The organism is Streptomyces sp. NPDC059142 (genome assembly GCF_042755665.1).
GTDB lineage: Bacteria > Actinomycetota > Actinomycetes > Streptomycetales > Streptomycetaceae > Streptomyces.
This window is the reverse complement of sequence record NZ_JBHZDA010000028.1, coordinates 16,158-31,043: the sequence shown is the minus strand read 5'-3', so window position 1 is coordinate 31,043 and position 14,886 is coordinate 16,158. Positions and strand designations below refer to the sequence as shown.

Annotated in this window: 12 protein-coding genes; 8 read left to right on the top strand and 4 right to left on the bottom strand. The window is 73.9% G+C overall.

Features of this window, described 5'->3' with window-relative positions:
• A partial coding sequence (locus ACFXPK_RS13490) for a glutamate racemase (RefSeq protein WP_385074845.1) occupies positions 1 to 736 on the bottom strand: 736 nt, incomplete at its 3' end.
• 58 nt (positions 737 to 794) lie between these two features.
• Between ACFXPK_RS13490 and ACFXPK_RS13485 the strand changes: the two genes are divergently transcribed.
• Complete coding sequence (locus ACFXPK_RS13485) at positions 795 to 2,003, top strand: glycosyltransferase (protein WP_385074842.1); 1,209 nt, start codon at positions 795 to 797, stop codon at positions 2,001 to 2,003.
• 30 nt (positions 2,004 to 2,033) lie between these two features.
• On the opposite strand, the gene ACFXPK_RS13480 is transcribed toward ACFXPK_RS13485, so the two are convergent.
• A complete protein-coding gene (locus ACFXPK_RS13480) occupies positions 2,034 to 3,407 on the bottom strand; it encodes a TerD family protein (RefSeq protein ID WP_385074839.1) in 1,374 nt (457 codons plus the stop codon).
• A 259-nt stretch (positions 3,408 to 3,666) separates the two neighbouring features.
• Between ACFXPK_RS13480 and ACFXPK_RS13475 the strand changes: the two genes are divergently transcribed.
• The 4 genes from ACFXPK_RS13475 (at position 3,667) to ACFXPK_RS13460 (ending at position 8,737) form a co-directional block, all read left to right on the top strand.
• Positions 3,667 to 4,158 carry a DUF6643 family protein gene (locus ACFXPK_RS13475; RefSeq protein WP_384996399.1) on the top strand — a complete coding sequence of 164 codons (492 nt, stop codon included), beginning with the start codon at positions 3,667 to 3,669 and terminating at the stop codon, positions 4,156 to 4,158.
• A gap of 161 nt (positions 4,159 to 4,319) precedes the next feature.
• Positions 4,320 to 5,168, top strand: coding sequence for an MOSC domain-containing protein (locus ACFXPK_RS13470; protein ID WP_385074836.1), 849 nt, complete (start codon positions 4,320 to 4,322; stop codon positions 5,166 to 5,168).
• Between the two features lie 308 nt (positions 5,169 to 5,476).
• On the top strand, positions 5,477 to 6,076 hold the full coding sequence (locus tag ACFXPK_RS13465; RefSeq protein ID WP_385074914.1) for a hypothetical protein: 600 nt from the start codon (positions 5,477 to 5,479) through the stop codon (positions 6,074 to 6,076).
• A gap of 246 nt (positions 6,077 to 6,322) precedes the next feature.
• A complete protein-coding gene (locus ACFXPK_RS13460; protein WP_385074834.1) occupies positions 6,323 to 8,737 on the top strand; it encodes a right-handed parallel beta-helix repeat-containing protein in 2,415 nt (804 codons plus the stop codon).
• On the opposite strand, the gene ACFXPK_RS13455 is transcribed toward ACFXPK_RS13460, so the two are convergent.
• The gene (locus tag ACFXPK_RS13455; RefSeq protein WP_385074911.1) at positions 8,707 to 11,157 is read right to left on the bottom strand and encodes a hypothetical protein; all 2,451 of its coding nucleotides are present in this window, start codon (positions 11,155 to 11,157) and stop codon (positions 8,707 to 8,709) included. The two genes, ACFXPK_RS13460 and ACFXPK_RS13455, sit on opposite strands and share 31 nt — an antisense overlap.
• Positions 11,158 to 11,411: 254 nt before the next feature.
• Between ACFXPK_RS13455 and ACFXPK_RS13450 the strand changes: the two genes are divergently transcribed.
• Positions 11,412 to 12,320 carry a DeoR/GlpR family DNA-binding transcription regulator gene (locus ACFXPK_RS13450; RefSeq protein ID WP_385074830.1) on the top strand — a complete coding sequence of 303 codons (909 nt, stop codon included), beginning with the start codon at positions 11,412 to 11,414 and terminating at the stop codon, positions 12,318 to 12,320.
• A 46-nt stretch (positions 12,321 to 12,366) separates the two neighbouring features.
• On the top strand, positions 12,367 to 12,819 hold the full coding sequence (locus ACFXPK_RS13445; protein ID WP_385074827.1) for an SRPBCC family protein: 453 nt from the start codon (positions 12,367 to 12,369) through the stop codon (positions 12,817 to 12,819).
• 80 nt (positions 12,820 to 12,899) lie between these two features.
• Here the strand turns inward: ACFXPK_RS13445 and ACFXPK_RS13440 are convergent, their stop codons facing one another.
• Positions 12,900 to 14,111: a PLP-dependent cysteine synthase family protein gene (locus ACFXPK_RS13440; RefSeq protein ID WP_385074824.1), complete on the bottom strand. Its 1,212-nt coding sequence runs from the start codon at positions 14,109 to 14,111 to the stop codon at positions 12,900 to 12,902.
• A gap of 198 nt (positions 14,112 to 14,309) precedes the next feature.
• On the opposite strand from ACFXPK_RS13440, the gene ACFXPK_RS13435 reads away from it, so the two are divergent.
• Entirely contained in the window at positions 14,310 to 14,627 is a 318-nt protein-coding gene (locus ACFXPK_RS13435; protein ID WP_384996385.1) for a hypothetical protein, read from the top strand.
• The last annotated feature ends 259 nt before the right edge of the window (positions 14,628 to 14,886 follow it).

Genomic DNA, 14,886 nt, shown 5'->3' with positions numbered 1-14,886 from the left:
ACGCGCCCCCCCCCCGCCCCACCGGGCCCCGCCCCGGGGCGCCCGGCGGCGCGGGCTCGGGGCGCCCCGAGCCGGCGGCGACCGCGCCGGTCCTGCGCAGCGCCTGCGCGGCGACCGCGTCGGCCGAGCCGTACAGCGCGGGCTCCGGCAGACCGGCCCCGGTGACCGCGGCGAGGATGCGCCCGGCGACCAGTTCGTAGTGGGTGCAGCCGAGGACGACGGCCCGTACGCCGCGGGGGGTCAGCGCCGCGGCGTTCGCCACCGCGGCGTCGATCGCCGCCTCGTCGGCGTGCTGCACGGCGTCCGCGAGCCCCGGGCAGGGCACTTCGGTGACCTCGGCGGCGGAGGCGAAGTCGCGGATCAGACCGCGCTGGTACGGGCTGCCGGTGGTGGCCGGGGTGGCCCAGATCGCGACGGGGCCGCCGCCGGCCGCCGCCGGCTTGATCGCGGGAACGGTGCCGATGACCGGCAGCCCCGGCTCCAGCTCCGCGCGGAGCGCGGGCAGCGCGTGGACGGAGGCGGTGTTGCAGGCGACGATCAGGGCGTCGGGCCGGTGTCCGGCCGCGGCACGGGCGACGGCGAGGGCCCGCTCGGTGACGTCCTCGGGGGTGCGGGGCCCCCAGGGCATCGAGTCGGGGTCCGAGGAAAGGACGAGATCGGCGTCGGGGCACCGCCTCCGTACCGCGTCCGCCGCCGCGAGAAGGCCAATGCCGGAGTCCATGAGCGCGATCTTCACCCGGTCACCATAGTCGACGGCCCTTGCGGTCCTCCCTCAGTGGTGCAGACTGCGGCGAATGAGCGCCGTTGTCTGGATCGCCGTGGGTTCGCTGGCCGCGTGGGGCTGGCTGTTGCTGGGTCAGGGGTTCTTCTGGCGTACGGATCAGCGGCTGCCCGGTCATGACGCGTACCGGGACGGTCTCAAGGGTCCCGAGGGGGACGACGGGCGGTGCTGGCCGTCGGTCGCCGTCGTCGTACCGGCCAGGGACGAGGCCGCCGTCCTGCCCGAGTCGCTGCCGTCGCTGCTGGCCCAGGTCTATCCGGGCACGGCGGAGATCTTCCTGGTCGACGACGGCAGCCGGGACGGGACCGGCGCGCTGGCGGGCGAACTCTCCGCGCGCTACGGGGGGCTGCCGCTGACCGTGACGTCGCCCGGGGAGCCCGAGCCCGGCTGGACGGGCAAGCTGTGGGCGCTGCGGCACGGCATCGCGCTGGCCCGCGCCCGCGAGCCCGAGTATCTGCTGCTGACGGACGCGGACATCGCCCATGAGCCGGACAGTCTGCGGGAGCTGGTGGCGTCCGCGCGGTCGGGGGAGTTCGATCTCGTCTCGCAGATGGCGCGGCTGCGGGTGACGAGCGGCTGGGAGAAGCTGATCGTCCCCGCGTTCGTCTACTTCTTCGCGCAGCTCTACCCGTTCCGCTGGATCAACCGGCCCGGCGCCAGGACCTCGGCCGCGGCGGGCGGCTGTGTCCTGCTGCGTACGGAGACGGCCGTGGACGCCCGGGTGCCGGAGTCGATCCGCCAGGCCGTGATCGACGACGTGTCGCTGGCCCGGGTGGTGCGGCGGGGCGGCGGGCGGATCTGGCTGGGGCTGGCGGAGCGGGTGGACAGTGTGCGGCCGTATCCGCGGCTGGCCGATCTGTGGCGCATGGTCTCGCGCAGCGCGTACGCGCAGCTCCGGCACAATCCGCTGCTGCTCGTGGGCGTGGTGGCGGGGATGGCGGTGGTCTATCTGACGCCGCCCGTGGCGCTCTTCGCGGGGGTCTTCGGCGGGAACGGGGCCGCGGGGTGGCTGGGGTTCGCGGCGTGGGCGGTGATGACGGGGACGTACGTGCCGATACTGCGGTACTACCGGCTGTCCCTGTGGCTGGCGCCGCTGCTGCCGTTCACCGCGTTCCTCTACCTGCTGATGACGGTCGACTCGGCGGTGCGGCACTACCGGGGGCACGGGGCGGCCTGGAAAGGACGGACGTACGGCCGGCCCCGGACCGCCCCCGATCCCTGACGGGCGGGGGCGCCCGACCGGCGGCGTAGGTCACTTCCTGCCGGGCGTCCAGTTCATGCCCCAGCCATAGGCGTAATCGATGGTGCGCTGCGGACTGACGCCGCGTTCCGGTACGAGAAAACGCGCCTCGCGCTGGACGACGAGGTCGGAACCGGTATTGGTGATCAGCGCGAGTGAGCAGACCGTCGAGGCCACCGTGCATTCGCCGAGCGAGAAGTCGATCGCGGCGCCGTGCTGCGGCTGGAGGGTGACCGTCGCGTCGAGATCCGCGAAACTGCGGGCACCTTCGTAGATGGTGACGAAGATGACGACGCGGCGCAGCCGGTCCTTGTGGTCGAGGTTGATGGTGAGGTTCTCGCCGCTGGAGACGGCGCCGGTGCGGTCGTCGCCGTCGAGATGGATGTACGGGGGCTGGTTGAGCGCGCCGAAGGCATTCCCGAGCGCCTGGACCACGCCTTTGCGGCCGTCGGTCAGTTCGTAGAGGGCGCACAGGTCGAGATCGAGATCCGCGTGCATGGCGACGGCGCGGCCGAGTTTGGCGCCCCAGCCCTTGAACTGTTTACGCACCTGCCAGTTGAGGTTCACCCGCATCGCGCCCGAGGTTCCGCCCTGCTTGGCCAGCGAGACGGACGGCGCGTCCTTCGTCAGCGTGATCTTGCTGAGGCGTACGGGCGCCGTGGGCGGCGTCTGCGGGGCCGGGGCGGGCGCCGAGGCCGGGGGCGTGACGGGAACGGGAGGGACGGAGACGGACGGCATGGTCGGTGCCTGCGTCGGGGCCGGCGCCGGGGGCGCGGACCGGGCGGGCGGTGCGGCGGGCGTGGACCGGGGCGGCGTCCGCGCGGGGGCCGGGGCGGCGGGCGCGGGGGCCGGGTCGTCGACCGAGATACCGAAGTCCGTTGCCAGCCCGGCGAGTCCGCTGTCGTAGCCCTGGCCGACGGCCCGGAACTTCCACTGCCCCTGCCTCCGGTACAGCTCGCCGACGACGAACGCCGTCTCCACGGTCGCGTCCGTGGAGTCGTACCGCGCGATCTCGGCGCCGGAGGCCGCGTCCAGCACCCGTACGCGCAGCCCCGGCACCCGGCCGACGGTGCCGCCGTCGGCGGAGGCCGCGAGGACGATCCGCTCGACGGCGGGTTCGACCCGGGCGAGATCGACCGCGAGCGTGTCGGTGGTCTCCGCTCCACCGGGCTTCTTGCCGTCGTGGTGTACGGCCCCGGACGCGTGCCGGGGCTGGTTGTAGAAGACGAAGTCGGCGTCCGAGCGGACCTTTCCGGACACGAGCAGGAGCGCCGACGCGTCGACGTCCGGCACCCCCGGCCCTGAACGCCATCCCAATTCGACGCGAACGGCGGACGCCGTCACCGGAAGATTGGCTCCTTTAAGCATGGACATGCTCGCCCCCATCGCGCATCGCTGAGATCCGAGGATTCGGTCCCGTCAAACCTAATCGAGGCGCCGCCGCGACGGCACCGTTGACCGCGCGGACACCGCGGGACCCACTGGTAACCCCCCGCGAACTTGCCTTTTACACGATCCCAACGCGTCAGGACGACCGATTTTCCCAAGTTCGCTCGCATTGGGGAAGCGAAGCCACCCAGAGCTCCCTAAAGAACCACCATTCCCGACTCCCCAACCGACGCGTCCTGGGCTTAACTTATGTTCCATGACCTCCCCCCGCGCCACCTACGGCGGCGGTTACTACACCGCCCCGGCGTTCCCGGACACCCCTATCTACGACTCTCTGGTCGCGGAGCGGGGCACGCCTCAGATCGCCCCGATCCGAGTGCCCGCCGCCTACGACTCGGGCAACAGCTATCTGCCGGCCCTGCCCGCCGCGCTGCCCGCCCTCCCGTCGGGCCCCTCGCAGTCCGCCCCGTCCTACGGAGGCGGCTACCCGCAACAGCAGCCCATGCAGCAGATGCCGCAGCCGATGCCGCTCCAGCAGGCTCCGGCCCCGTACATCCCGCAGCAGGCCGCGGCCCCCCGCGGCTACCAGGCGGCCCCGCCCCAGCAGTACGCGCAGCCACAGCCGCAGCGCCCGATGCCCGGTACGGGGTACGAGGCGATGCGTCCGGCGGCGGCGCGCCCGGCGCCCGCGGCTCCGCAGCAGTACGAGGACCCGTACAACCGGCCCTACCAGAGCCGGGGTTACTGAGACAGCCCCCGCGCAAGACGGCCCTCCTGCGGGGCGGAGGCATCGGCAGGAGGGATGAGAGCAGGAGGGATGAGAAGGGCGGCGGGGAGAGCGGTGGTGCCCGGCGCCCGACGGGCCGGGTCGGGATCCGCGGTGCGGGCGGGGGCTGACAGGATGTCCCCATGCCGAAGCCGCTCCACGCCGTTGTGCACGCCCTGGGGGTCCACCCGGTCAAGTCCATGGCCGGCGGTACGCCCGGCAGCGCCGTGGTGGAGCCCTGGGGGCTCGCCGCCGACCGCCGCTGGGCCCTGGTCGACCGTACGGGCAAGGTGGTCACGCAGCGCCAGCGTCCGGGGATGGCGCTGATCCACGCGGAACCGCTGCCGGGAGGCGGGATCCGGCTGCACGGGCCCGGCGTCGGGCCGGTGGTCGTCGGGGTTCCCGAGCCGCGCGGAGCGGACCTCGTCGTGGTGGACATCTTCGGGGCGAAGGTCGAATCGGTCCCGGCAGGAGAGGCCGCGCGGGAGGTGGACCGCCGGCTGAGCGCGTACCTCGGGGAGGAGGTCCGGCTCGTCCATCTCGACGACCCGGCCACACGCCGCCCGGTCGACCCGCTCTTCGCCCGCCCCGGCGAGACGGTCTCCTTCGCCGACGGCTTCCCGCTGCTCGTCACCACCACGGCGTCGCTCGACGCCCTCAACACCCTGATCGCCCACGGCGACCACCCGGACGAGGGACCGCTGCCGATGGACCGGTTCCGGCCCAATGTCGTCGTGACGGGGACGGACGCGTGGGCCGAGGACGGCTGGCGTCGGCTCGCCGTCGGCGAGGTCGCCTTCCGGGTCGCCAAACCCTGCGGTCGCTGCGTCATCACCACCACCGACCAGCGCACGGCGCGACGCGGCAGAGAACCGCTGCGGACGCTCGGCCGCCACCGCCGCCTCGACGGGAAGCTCGTCTTCGGGCAGAACCTGATCCCCGAGTCGACCGGCACGGTACGGGTGGGCGATCCGGTGACGGTGCTGGAGTGACCCGCGCCACGAGGCCGCACCACAGGAGCGGTTGAGGCGGGAGGGAACCCCTCCGCCACCCCGCGCGGCCGGCCTTCCGCACGGCCGAAAAGCCCCCTGCGCCCGGCGGCGCCCCGCGCCCACGGGAACACGGCGTACAGGGCCGTCCGTTGAGCGGGCGGGCGGATGTCGGTGCATGGGCCATCGAAGTGAGCTTGCTCTCTCTTCACGCCGACGGCGCGTGGAGCGCCCCGCCCCGGTCAGAACGGACGGGGAAGGACGGGGAGGACCCTGAGGGAACGGAGAGGGGGCGCGGACGCGTGCGCACCATGGTGGGACTCTGGCGCTGGCGGCGCAACCCCCTGCGCCGGGGCACCGACCTGGCCGAGGCGTGGGTGGCGCTGACGGCGGTGCTGCTCCTGGCACTGGCGGCGCCGGCGGTCGGCTGGCTCGGCGGCAAGCGGGTCGACGCGGCGCTGCGGGAGACGGTACGGGTCCAGCACGAGCAGCGGCACAGAACCTCCGCCCTGGTCGTCTCCAGCACCCCGCGGCGGGCGCTGACGGCGTTCGACGCGGAGTCGGCCACGGAGCAGAACATGGGCCTCCGCGTGGTCGCGACCTGGCGCGCGCCCGACGGCACGGCGCGCGGCGGCACGGTCCCCACCTCGCTGCGCACCCCCCACGCCGGGGACACCTTCACCATCTGGGCCGACGGCCAGGGCCGGTACGTACGGGCCCCGATGAACGCCGAGGCGGGCCGCGCCCACGCGGTCCTGGCCGGCCTGGGCTTCGCCACCCTGGCCGCCGGGCTGGTCGAGGGCGTCAGGCGGCTGATCGTATGGCGCCTCGTACAACGGCGGTACCGGCGGCTCGACCGCGCGTGGGCCGCGGCCGGTCCCGACTGGGGGCGTACCGGGGCGGGCAGTTAGGGCCGCTCCTCCCCCTCGGTGACGGCCGGGGAACGGGACGGACGCCCCCGCGTGACCGGGAAGTTGTCCGCCATGTCCGGGGCGCGGCCGGAAAGCGGCGTTCCGGACCTGCTGTTCGCGTCAACCCGGCGGCGCCGCGCGCGCTACGGTGGTGCCGCCCGGTACGCCGCACTGACCGGGGGCCGGGGCCGGCACCCGGGACGGCACGACACGGGCACACGCACGAGGTGGGGACAGAACAACGCCATGGCACAGGGCACGGTCCAGGTGACCAACACCGGAACATCGCGTTGGCGGCGGCGCACGGGCGAGTACGCCTCCCTCGCCGCGGCGCTGGAGGCCGCCGGTGACGGCGACATCCTCACCGTCGCCCCCGGGACCTACCGGGAGAATCTCGTCGTCACCCGGGCGGTCACGCTCCGGGGCGCGGAGGGCTCACTGGGTTCCGTACGGATCGCTCCGCTCGACGGCGTCCCGCTGATCGTGCGCGCCTCGGCCACCGTCCAGGCGCTCTACGTGGAGGGCCAGGACGCCACCGCCCCCGCGCTGCTGGTGGAGGACGGCACCCCGGAGCTGACGGATCTGCGGATCGTGACCCGTTCGGCGGCCGGTCTGGAGGTCCGCGGCGCGGCCCGCCCCACCGTGCGGCGGTGCACGGTCGACAATCCGGCCGGGGTCGGCATAGCCGTACTCGACGGCGCCGGCGGGGTGTTCGAGGAGTGCGAGATCGTGGCGGCCGGCCAGGCGGGCATCTCGGTGCACGGCGGCGCCCATCCCCGGCTGGAGCGGTGCCGCGTCCACCACGCCTCCGGTTCCGGACTGGCCGTCACCGGCGAGGGCAGCGGCCTGGAGGCGATCGGCTGCGAGGTGTACGAGATCAAGGGCACCGGGGTGCAGATCGCCTCCCGCGCGACGGTCCACCTCACCGACTCGTCCGTGCACCGCACCTCGGCGGACGGGATAACCCTGGACACGGACGCGGCCCTCACCCTCTCCGACTGCGACATCCACGACATCCCGGAGAACGCGGTCGACCTGCGCTCGCGCTCGGTGCTGACGCTGACCCGCTCCACCGTGCGCCGCTTCGGCCGCAACGGTCTCTCCGTGTGGGACCCGGGCACCCGCGTCGACGCCAACCAGTGCGAGATCCACGACAGCACGGGCGACTACCCGGCGGTCTGGGTCAGCGACGGCGCGACCGTCGTGCTCGACTCGTGCCGGCTGCACGACGTGCCGGACGCGCTCTTCGTCCTGGACCGGGGCTCGCGCGCCGACGTCGTGGACAGCGACATCTCCCAGGTGCGCAACACGGCCGTGTCGGTGAGCGACGGGGCGACCGCGCAGCTCGACGACTGCCGGATCAGGGAGGCGTCCACGGGCGCCTGGTTCCGTGACCACGGCAGCGGCGGCACCCTCAGCTCCTGCACCATCGACGCCGTGCAGACCGGGGTCATCGTCACCAAGGGCGCGGACCCGACGATCGAGCGCTGCACGGTCACCTCGCCCACCGAGGCGGGCTTCTACGTCTCCGCCGAGGGCCGGGGCACCTTCCACAACTGCCGGGTGACGGGCAGCGGCGGGTACGGCTTCCACGTCATGGACGGCTGCCGTACGACGCTCACCCGCTGCCGTACGGAGCGCTGCGCGCGCGGCGGGTACGACTTCGCGGAGGACGGGCCGACCGCCGAGGACTGCACCAGCGACGAGAGCGGCGTCCTGGCCCCGCCGGCGCCGTCCGCGGAGCCCCTGGCGAAGCTGACGGCCACCCAGTCCCCGGGGCTGCTCGGGCCGGTGCCCGCGCCGGCCGCCCCGGCCGTACCGCCCGGGGTCACCGCCACCACCGAGCCCGCGCGCGGCTCGGAGGAGGTCCTCGGGGAACTGGACTCGCTGGTCGGTCTGGACAGCGTCAAGCGCGAGGTACGGGCGCTCACCGACATGATCGAGGTCGGCCGGCGCCGCAAGGAGGCGGGCCTGAAGGCGGCCTCGGTCCGCCGCCATCTCGTCTTCACCGGCTCCCCCGGCACCGGCAAGACGACCGTCGCCCGGCTGTACGGCGAGATCCTGCACTCCCTCGGGGTGCTGGAGCGCGGCCATCTCGTCGAGGTGTCCCGGGTGGATCTGGTCGGCGAGCACATCGGGTCGACGGCGATCCGTACGCAGGAGGCGTTCGACCGGGCGCGCGGCGGTGTGCTCTTCATCGACGAGGCGTACGCGCTCTCCCCCGAGGACTCCGGGCGTGACTTCGGCAAGGAGGCCATCGACACGCTGGTGAAGCTGATGGAGGACCATCGGGACGCGGTCGTGGTGATCGTCGCCGGGTACACCGCGGAGATGGAGCGGTTCCTGACCGTCAACCCCGGTGTGGCGTCCCGTTTCTCCCGGACCATCACCTTCAGCGACTACGTCCCCGAGGAGCTGCTGCGGATCGTGCAGCAGCAGTCCGAGGACCAGGAGTACCGGCTGGGCGAGGGGACGGCCGAGGCCCTGCTCACGTACTTCACGGAGCTGCCGAAGGGGCCCGCCTTCGGCAACGGCCGCACCGCGCGCCAGACGTTCGAGTCGATGGTGGAGCGGCACGCGGGCCGGGTCGCCCAGCTCCCGGAGACCAGCACGGACGACCTGACCCTGCTCTACGCCGACGACCTGCCCGCACTGCCCTGATCGGCGCCGCCGTCCCCCGACGGCGCGGCGAACCGGACCCGGGTCCCGTCGGTGCGCTGCGGCGGGAGCAGCGGTGGCAGCCGGTCGAGGAGTTCGGCGCGCTCCTCGGCGAAGACCGGGTCGGCCTGGTAGTCGGAGTGGCCGAGGATCGGCTCGGGCAGCGGGTGGAGCACCGTACGGCCGTAGGCGAGCGGGTCCTTCAGCGGGCCCCGGTCGACCTCGGCGCCGTCGCCGTCGGCGGGCACCCGCACCGGTCCGCCGATCGGGTCGGTGGCCCGCCACAGATTGCGCCAGCAGTGCAGTTCCCCGCTCAGGTCGCTGAGCTGCTGGGCGCCGAAGTACGCCGGGAACCAGCGGCCGTACAGCCGCTCCAGCGGGGAGCCGTACGTCAGCAGCGCGACGCGGTGGCGGGTGGCGGGCGCGAGCTGCCAGATGGCGGCGGCGGCGAGCACACTGCCCTGCGAGTGGCCGGAGAGGACCAGCCGGCCGCCGGTGCGCTCGGTCCAGGAGGCGATGCGCCAGGTGAGGTCGGGGACGGCGCGCTCGGCGTAGCAGGGCGGTGCGAACGGGTGGGCGGCGCGCGGCCAGAACGTACCGACGTCCCAGAGGATGCCGATGGTGCGGCGGGCCGAGGGGTCGCGGTAGGCCCGCCGGCCCCAGGTGACCAGCAGTATGAAGCCGAGCCCCACGAACCAGGAGCCCAGCGCCTGCGCGGTCTCCGCCACGGACTCCAGGAACGGTGAGGTGCCCCGCATCGCCTTGCCCGGCACCTGGCCGCTGATCCAGGATCCGGCGACCGCGGCGGCGCCGAGGAAGAGGGCGGCTCCGGAGATCAGCCCGACGAGCCGGGGTACGGAGTCGGTGAGTTCGGCACGGGCGCGGGCGCCGGCGACCTGACGGGTGCGCGGGGAGTCGTCGGCGCTCTCGCCGTACTCCTTCTCCACGGCGGGGGTCAGCGCCCGCGCCGTGCGTACGGTACGGACGCACAGCCCGATGACGGGCAGCACCAGCAGCACGAGCAGCAGCGGGATGACCGACGCCTGCCAGCTCAGCAGCGTCGGGGGGCCGTCTATGGCGCCGCCGCCCATGCCGGGCGTGGCGTCGCCGTCCAGCCAGTCGGCGACGCGCTGGGCTACCCCGCCGGTCATCACCCCGGCCAGCGCGCAGGCGAGCATCGCGACGGCGGGCCCGGCGAGTCCGCGCAGCGCCGTGCGCGGCTGGGCGGCGCGGCGGTGCAGGACATGGGCGGTGACGGCGAGGGCGACGATCAGGGCGACCTGGGCGAGCGCGAGCACCCGGAAGGAGAGGTTGCCGGGCACGGGGCCCGAGGAGACCCAGCCGGGTCTGGACCATCCCGCGTACACCACGGCCAGGGCGAGCACGGCGAGCGATGCCGTGGGCAGCCTGTTGATCACCATCCGGTCGAGGGAGCCGTCGCGGCGGCGCTCGCTGCGCCCTCTGCTGCACACCACGTACAGCACCACGCCGAGACCGGCGGCGAGCGTCACCTGGAGCAGCAGACCGAACGGTGCGAGCGCTCCGTCGCGGGCGCGCCGGTCGTGGTCGGAGCCCGCAGCGACGAGGGCGGCGGCGATGGTGAGGAACCCGGCGGCGGTGTGCGCGGCGCGCAGCCGGGCGACGAGGCGGCGGCCGTACCAGAAGCCGGGCCGGCCGAGCGCGGGGCGCACCTTCGTCCGCCCGTCGTCGGTGACGGATCCGGCGGCGCGGGCGGCGTCGGCGACGGCCGCGTCCCGGGCGGACGGTTCGGGGGCGGCGGTGCCGTGGACGGGCGGGCGCTGTGCCTCGTACGCGCTCCACGTCCGGTTGGAGAGGTACCACAGCAGGGCGACCAGCGCGGTGGGCACGGCGGCGGCGAGGGCGAGGCGCCGGCCCGGCTGCGACCACCAGCCGTGGGCCTCGGGCGAGAGGAAGCCGAGCCAGGAGCGCTGTTCGACGCAGGCCGCCGAGCCGGCGCACTGCCATGCCGTCAGATCGAGCGCGACCTCGCAGGCCGCCGCGGTGAGCAGCACGGTGAGGGTGAGGGCGACCAGGCGCACCAGCAGGCCGTACAGCCGCTGTGACCTGCCGAGCCCCTGGGTGGCCGGGCGCATCCAGTGGGCGAGGTTGACCACCATGAAGGGCAGGAGGAGGAGCCACAGGGCGCGGGAGCCGTTGCCCGAGGTGAGGTTGGACCAGCAGTACGCCTCGGGGATCGGCCGGTCGCGGTAGTCCTCCGGGTGCTGTTCGGCCTCGGCGTCGTCGGCCCGCCGGTAGACGGCGGCCGTCTTGTCTCCGGTGACCCTGACCGTGCGCGGGTCGTCGAGCATCTCCTGCGGGGTGGCCCCGCCGACGCCGTGGACCAGCAGTTCGAGTGCGGCTCCGCCGCCGTGCGGCGCCGCTGTTGGTGAGGACACTTCGATGCTCTCTCTCGCGTGGGCGGACGGGGAACGGTGGGGTGGAACAGGTCCGTTGGACCGTGCGGGGCTTCAGAGTCCCGGATTGTGGCAGTTCGGCGCCGCTCCGTCACCGAATCTCCCCGGCTCCCTCGTTCTGCGGCCACCGGGGCGGCTGTCGGTGCCCCGTGGGAGGATGGGGCGCACGACGGGAAGGGACGGGGGCGCGCGATGCCGGTGCACGGCTGTGGTCCACGACGAGCAGGAAGGCCGGCGCGGCGGTGAGCGACAACCTGAACCTTCTGGCGGAGCAGCGCCGTGCGCTGATCCTGGACGAGGTGCGTCGGCGGGGTGGTGTGCGGGTCAACGAGTTGACCCGCAGGCTCAACGTCTCGGACATGACGGTGCGCCGGGATCTGGACGCGCTGTCCCGGCAGGGCGTCGTGGAGAAGGTGCACGGCGGTGCGGTGCCGGTGGTGGAGGCGAGTACGCACGAGCCGGGGTTCGAGGCGAAGTCGGCGCTGGAGCTGACCGCCAAGCAGGACATCGCGCGGGCCGCGGCGGCGATGGTCGTGCCCGGCAGCGCCATCGCGCTGTCCGGCGGGACGACGACCTACGCGCTGGCGCATCTGCTGCTGGACGTGCCGGATCTGACGGTGGTGACGAACTCGCTGCGGGTCGCGGACGTGTTCCACACGGCGCAGCAGACGGAGCCGGGCGGCGCGGGCCGCCCGGGGGCGGCCATGGTGGTGCTGACGGGCGGAGTGCGGACGCCGTCGGACTCGCTGGTGGGCCCCGTCGCCGACCTGGCGATCCGCTCGCTCCACTTCGATGTGCTCTTCCTCGGGGTGCACGGCATCTCGGTGGAGGCGGGGCTCTCCACCCCCAACCTGGGCGAGGCGGAGACGAACCGGCGGCTGGTGCGTTCCGCGCGCCGGGTGGTGGTCGTGGCCGACCACACCAAGTGGGGCACGGTGGGGCTGAGTTCCTTCGCGACGCTGGACCAGGTCGACACGCTGGTGACGGACGCGGGGCTGTCGGCGCGGGACCGCGCGGAGATCGCCGAGGTGCTGCCGGGTCTGATGGTGGCCGGCGAACGGGAGGAGCCAGCGGCGGGCGACGGGTCCGCGCGGGGCGACGAGGACCCGCAGGGTGAGGTGTCCGGGGCGGCGGCTCCGGGCGCGCGCTGACGCGGCGTCACAGCGGTTCGCGCTCCTCGCCGCCTACGATCACCGGATGAGCGTCTTCCGTATCGACCGGGCCACCCCGCTCTCCGCCGACGAGGCGTGGCGGCGGCTCACGAACTGGCCCGCCCACGCCGCCCAGGTGCCGCTGACGCGGATCACCGTGAGGACGCCGGGCCCGACCCGTACCGGCACGGTCTTCGTCGCGCGGACCGGGTTCGGGCGCGCCGCGTTCGACGACCCGATGGAGGTCGTCGTCTGGCAGCCGCCCGCGCCGGGCCGCCCCGGCCACTGCCGTCTGGAGAAGCGCGGCAGGGCCGTCACGGGCTGGGCGGAGATCCACGTACGTCAGGACGCGGAGGGGGACGGGCACGGCGGCCCCGCCCGGGTGCGCTGGGAGGAGGAGCTGCGGATCGGCCCGCTCCCCCGCGGTCTCGACCCGCTCACCGCGGGCGCCGGGCGCCTGGTGTTCGGCCGGGCCGTCGACCGGCTGCTGCGCGGCTGACGCGCGCGGCGGTGCGTGCGCGGGGGTGCGTGCGCGGGGGTGCGTGCGCGGGGCGTGTATGCGGGGGCGTGTGCGCGGGGTCAGTCCGGCCAGATCCCGGTCTCCAGGAAGCGGTCGAGGGTCCGTGTGTACGGGGCGATGTCCAGGCCCTGTTCGGCGAGCCAGGCGTCCGCGTAGTACTTGTCGAGATAGCGGTCGCCCGGGTCGCAGAGCAGGGTGACCACGCTGCCGGTGCTGCCCCGCGCGACCATCTCCGCCACGATCCTCAGGGCGCTCCACAGCCCGGTGCCGGTGGAGCCGCCCGCCTTGCGTCCGATGGCCCGCTCCAGCGCCCGTACGGCGGCGACGCTCGCGGCGTCAGGGACCTTCATCATCCGGTCGATGGCGCCGGGCACGAAGCTGGGCTCCATCCGGGGCCGGCCGATGCCCTCGATCCGGGAGCCCCGGTCGCTGCGGGCCCGGTCGTCGTGGCGGGTCCAGCCGTCGAAGAAACAGGAGTTCTCGGGGTCGGGCACACAGATCCGGGTGTCGAACTGCATGTAGTGGACATAGCGCGCGATGGTCGCGGAGGTGCCGCCCGTGCCCGCCGTGGCGACGATCCACGCGGGCTCCGGATAGCGCTCCAGCCGCAGTTGCTGGTAGATCGATTCGGCGATGTTGTTGTTGCCGCGCCAGTCGGTGGCCCGCTCGGCGTAGGTGAACTGGTCCATGTAGTGGCCGCCGGTGCGCTCGGCGAGCCCCGCCGACTCCTCGTAGATCGTGCCCGCGTCGTCCACGAAATGGCACCGGCCGCCGTGGAATTCGATCAGCCGGCACTTCTCCCGGCTGGTGGTGCGCGGCATGACGGCGATGAACGGCACGCCGATCAGCTTGGCGAAGTACGCCTCGGAGACGGCCGTCGAGCCGCTGGACGCCTCGATGACCGGCTTGCCGGGCCTGATCCAGCCGTTGCACAGGCCGTACAGGAAGAGCGAGCGGGCGAGCCGGTGCTTGAGGCTCCCGGTGGGGTGCGTGGACTCGTCCTTGAGGTAGAGGTCGATCCCCCACTCCTCGGGCAGCGGGAAGCGCAGCAGATGCGTGTCGGCGGACCGGTTGGCGTCGGCCTGGACCTTGCGTACGGCCTCCTTGAGCCAGGCACGGTAGCCGGGGTCGCTGCGGTCCACGTCGACGGTCGGCGTGGCTCGCCCCACGGCGGTCCCGGCGGCGGGCCCGTCCGGGGACCCCGCCGCTGCCGCCGATTCGGCCGGTTCCGTCGGCCCCTCCGGACGTCCGCCCGTGTCTCGCCCGTTCATGCGCGCCGCTCCTCACTGTCCCCGCACCGGCCCCCAGCCGCACCGTACCGCTACCACCTGCGTAAACGCTTGCTTTGGGTATCCATAGGAATGGCTTCTGGCGCGTGCGCTCCATGCGCTCTGGTGCCGGGCGGCATACTTGTGCAAACTGCCTTGAGGGGACGTACGGGGATCGGGTACGGAGGGGGCTCAAACGCCATGGGTGAACCGGAGTTCGACGTGCGCGGAGTACGGATCGAGCGGTGGCCCCGCTCGCTCACCAGGGCAGGCCAGATCCTGGTCAAGGACGGCAGGCTGGCGCTGCTGACCAGTTACGGCCGGGTGATCGACAGCGCGCCGCTGCGCGCCGTCCGGGCGGCGCGGCCGTGGTTCGCGGGGAGCGGCAGCATGGTCGCGACCGTCAACGGGACGCGGTACCGGCTGACCCTCGGGCAGCGCGGGCACCGTCCCGACGCGACGGCGCTGGCCGGGCGGCTGATGGAGGCGGTCAGCAGGGCCGGCCACTCGAAGCCGTGAGGGGCGGCGCGGGCGCCTGAAACCGTACGGGGGCCTGGGTCCGGGGGCCTGGGCCTGGGTCCGCACCGGCCTGAGCCGTGCGGGAGCCCGTGTACGAGCCGTACGGGAGCCGTACGGGGGCCGTACGGAAGCCGTGCGGGGTCACCGAGAAGCGGGGGGGGCGGGCGGCCCCGCCGCCGGGAGAGGGGGGGCGAGCGGGGGGGCGGCACTAGCCGCGGGGCGCGGACGGCCCAGGCATGGAGTGCCAGAGGGCCCGCTA

Bases quoted from the DNA above. Each gene is read 5' to 3' on its own strand.
- ACFXPK_RS13485 (WP_385074842.1), top strand. From the start codon at position 795: ATGAGCGCCGTTGTCTGGATCGCCGTGGGTTCGCTGGCCGCGTGGGGC.
- ACFXPK_RS13480 (WP_385074839.1), bottom strand. From the start codon at position 3,407: ATGGGGGCGAGCATGTCCATGCTTAAAGGAGCCAATCTTCCGGTGACG.
- ACFXPK_RS13475 (WP_384996399.1), top strand. From the start codon at position 3,667: ATGACCTCCCCCCGCGCCACCTACGGCGGCGGTTACTACACCGCCCCG.
- ACFXPK_RS13470 (WP_385074836.1), top strand. From the start codon at position 4,320: ATGCCGAAGCCGCTCCACGCCGTTGTGCACGCCCTGGGGGTCCACCCG.
- ACFXPK_RS13465 (WP_385074914.1), top strand. From the start codon at position 5,477: ATGGTGGGACTCTGGCGCTGGCGGCGCAACCCCCTGCGCCGGGGCACC.
- ACFXPK_RS13460 (WP_385074834.1), top strand. From the start codon at position 6,323: ATGGCACAGGGCACGGTCCAGGTGACCAACACCGGAACATCGCGTTGG.
- ACFXPK_RS13445 (WP_385074827.1), top strand. From the start codon at position 12,367: ATGAGCGTCTTCCGTATCGACCGGGCCACCCCGCTCTCCGCCGACGAG.
- ACFXPK_RS13440 (WP_385074824.1), bottom strand. From the start codon at position 14,111: ATGAACGGGCGAGACACGGGCGGACGTCCGGAGGGGCCGACGGAACCG.
- ACFXPK_RS13435 (WP_384996385.1), top strand. From the start codon at position 14,310: ATGGGTGAACCGGAGTTCGACGTGCGCGGAGTACGGATCGAGCGGTGG.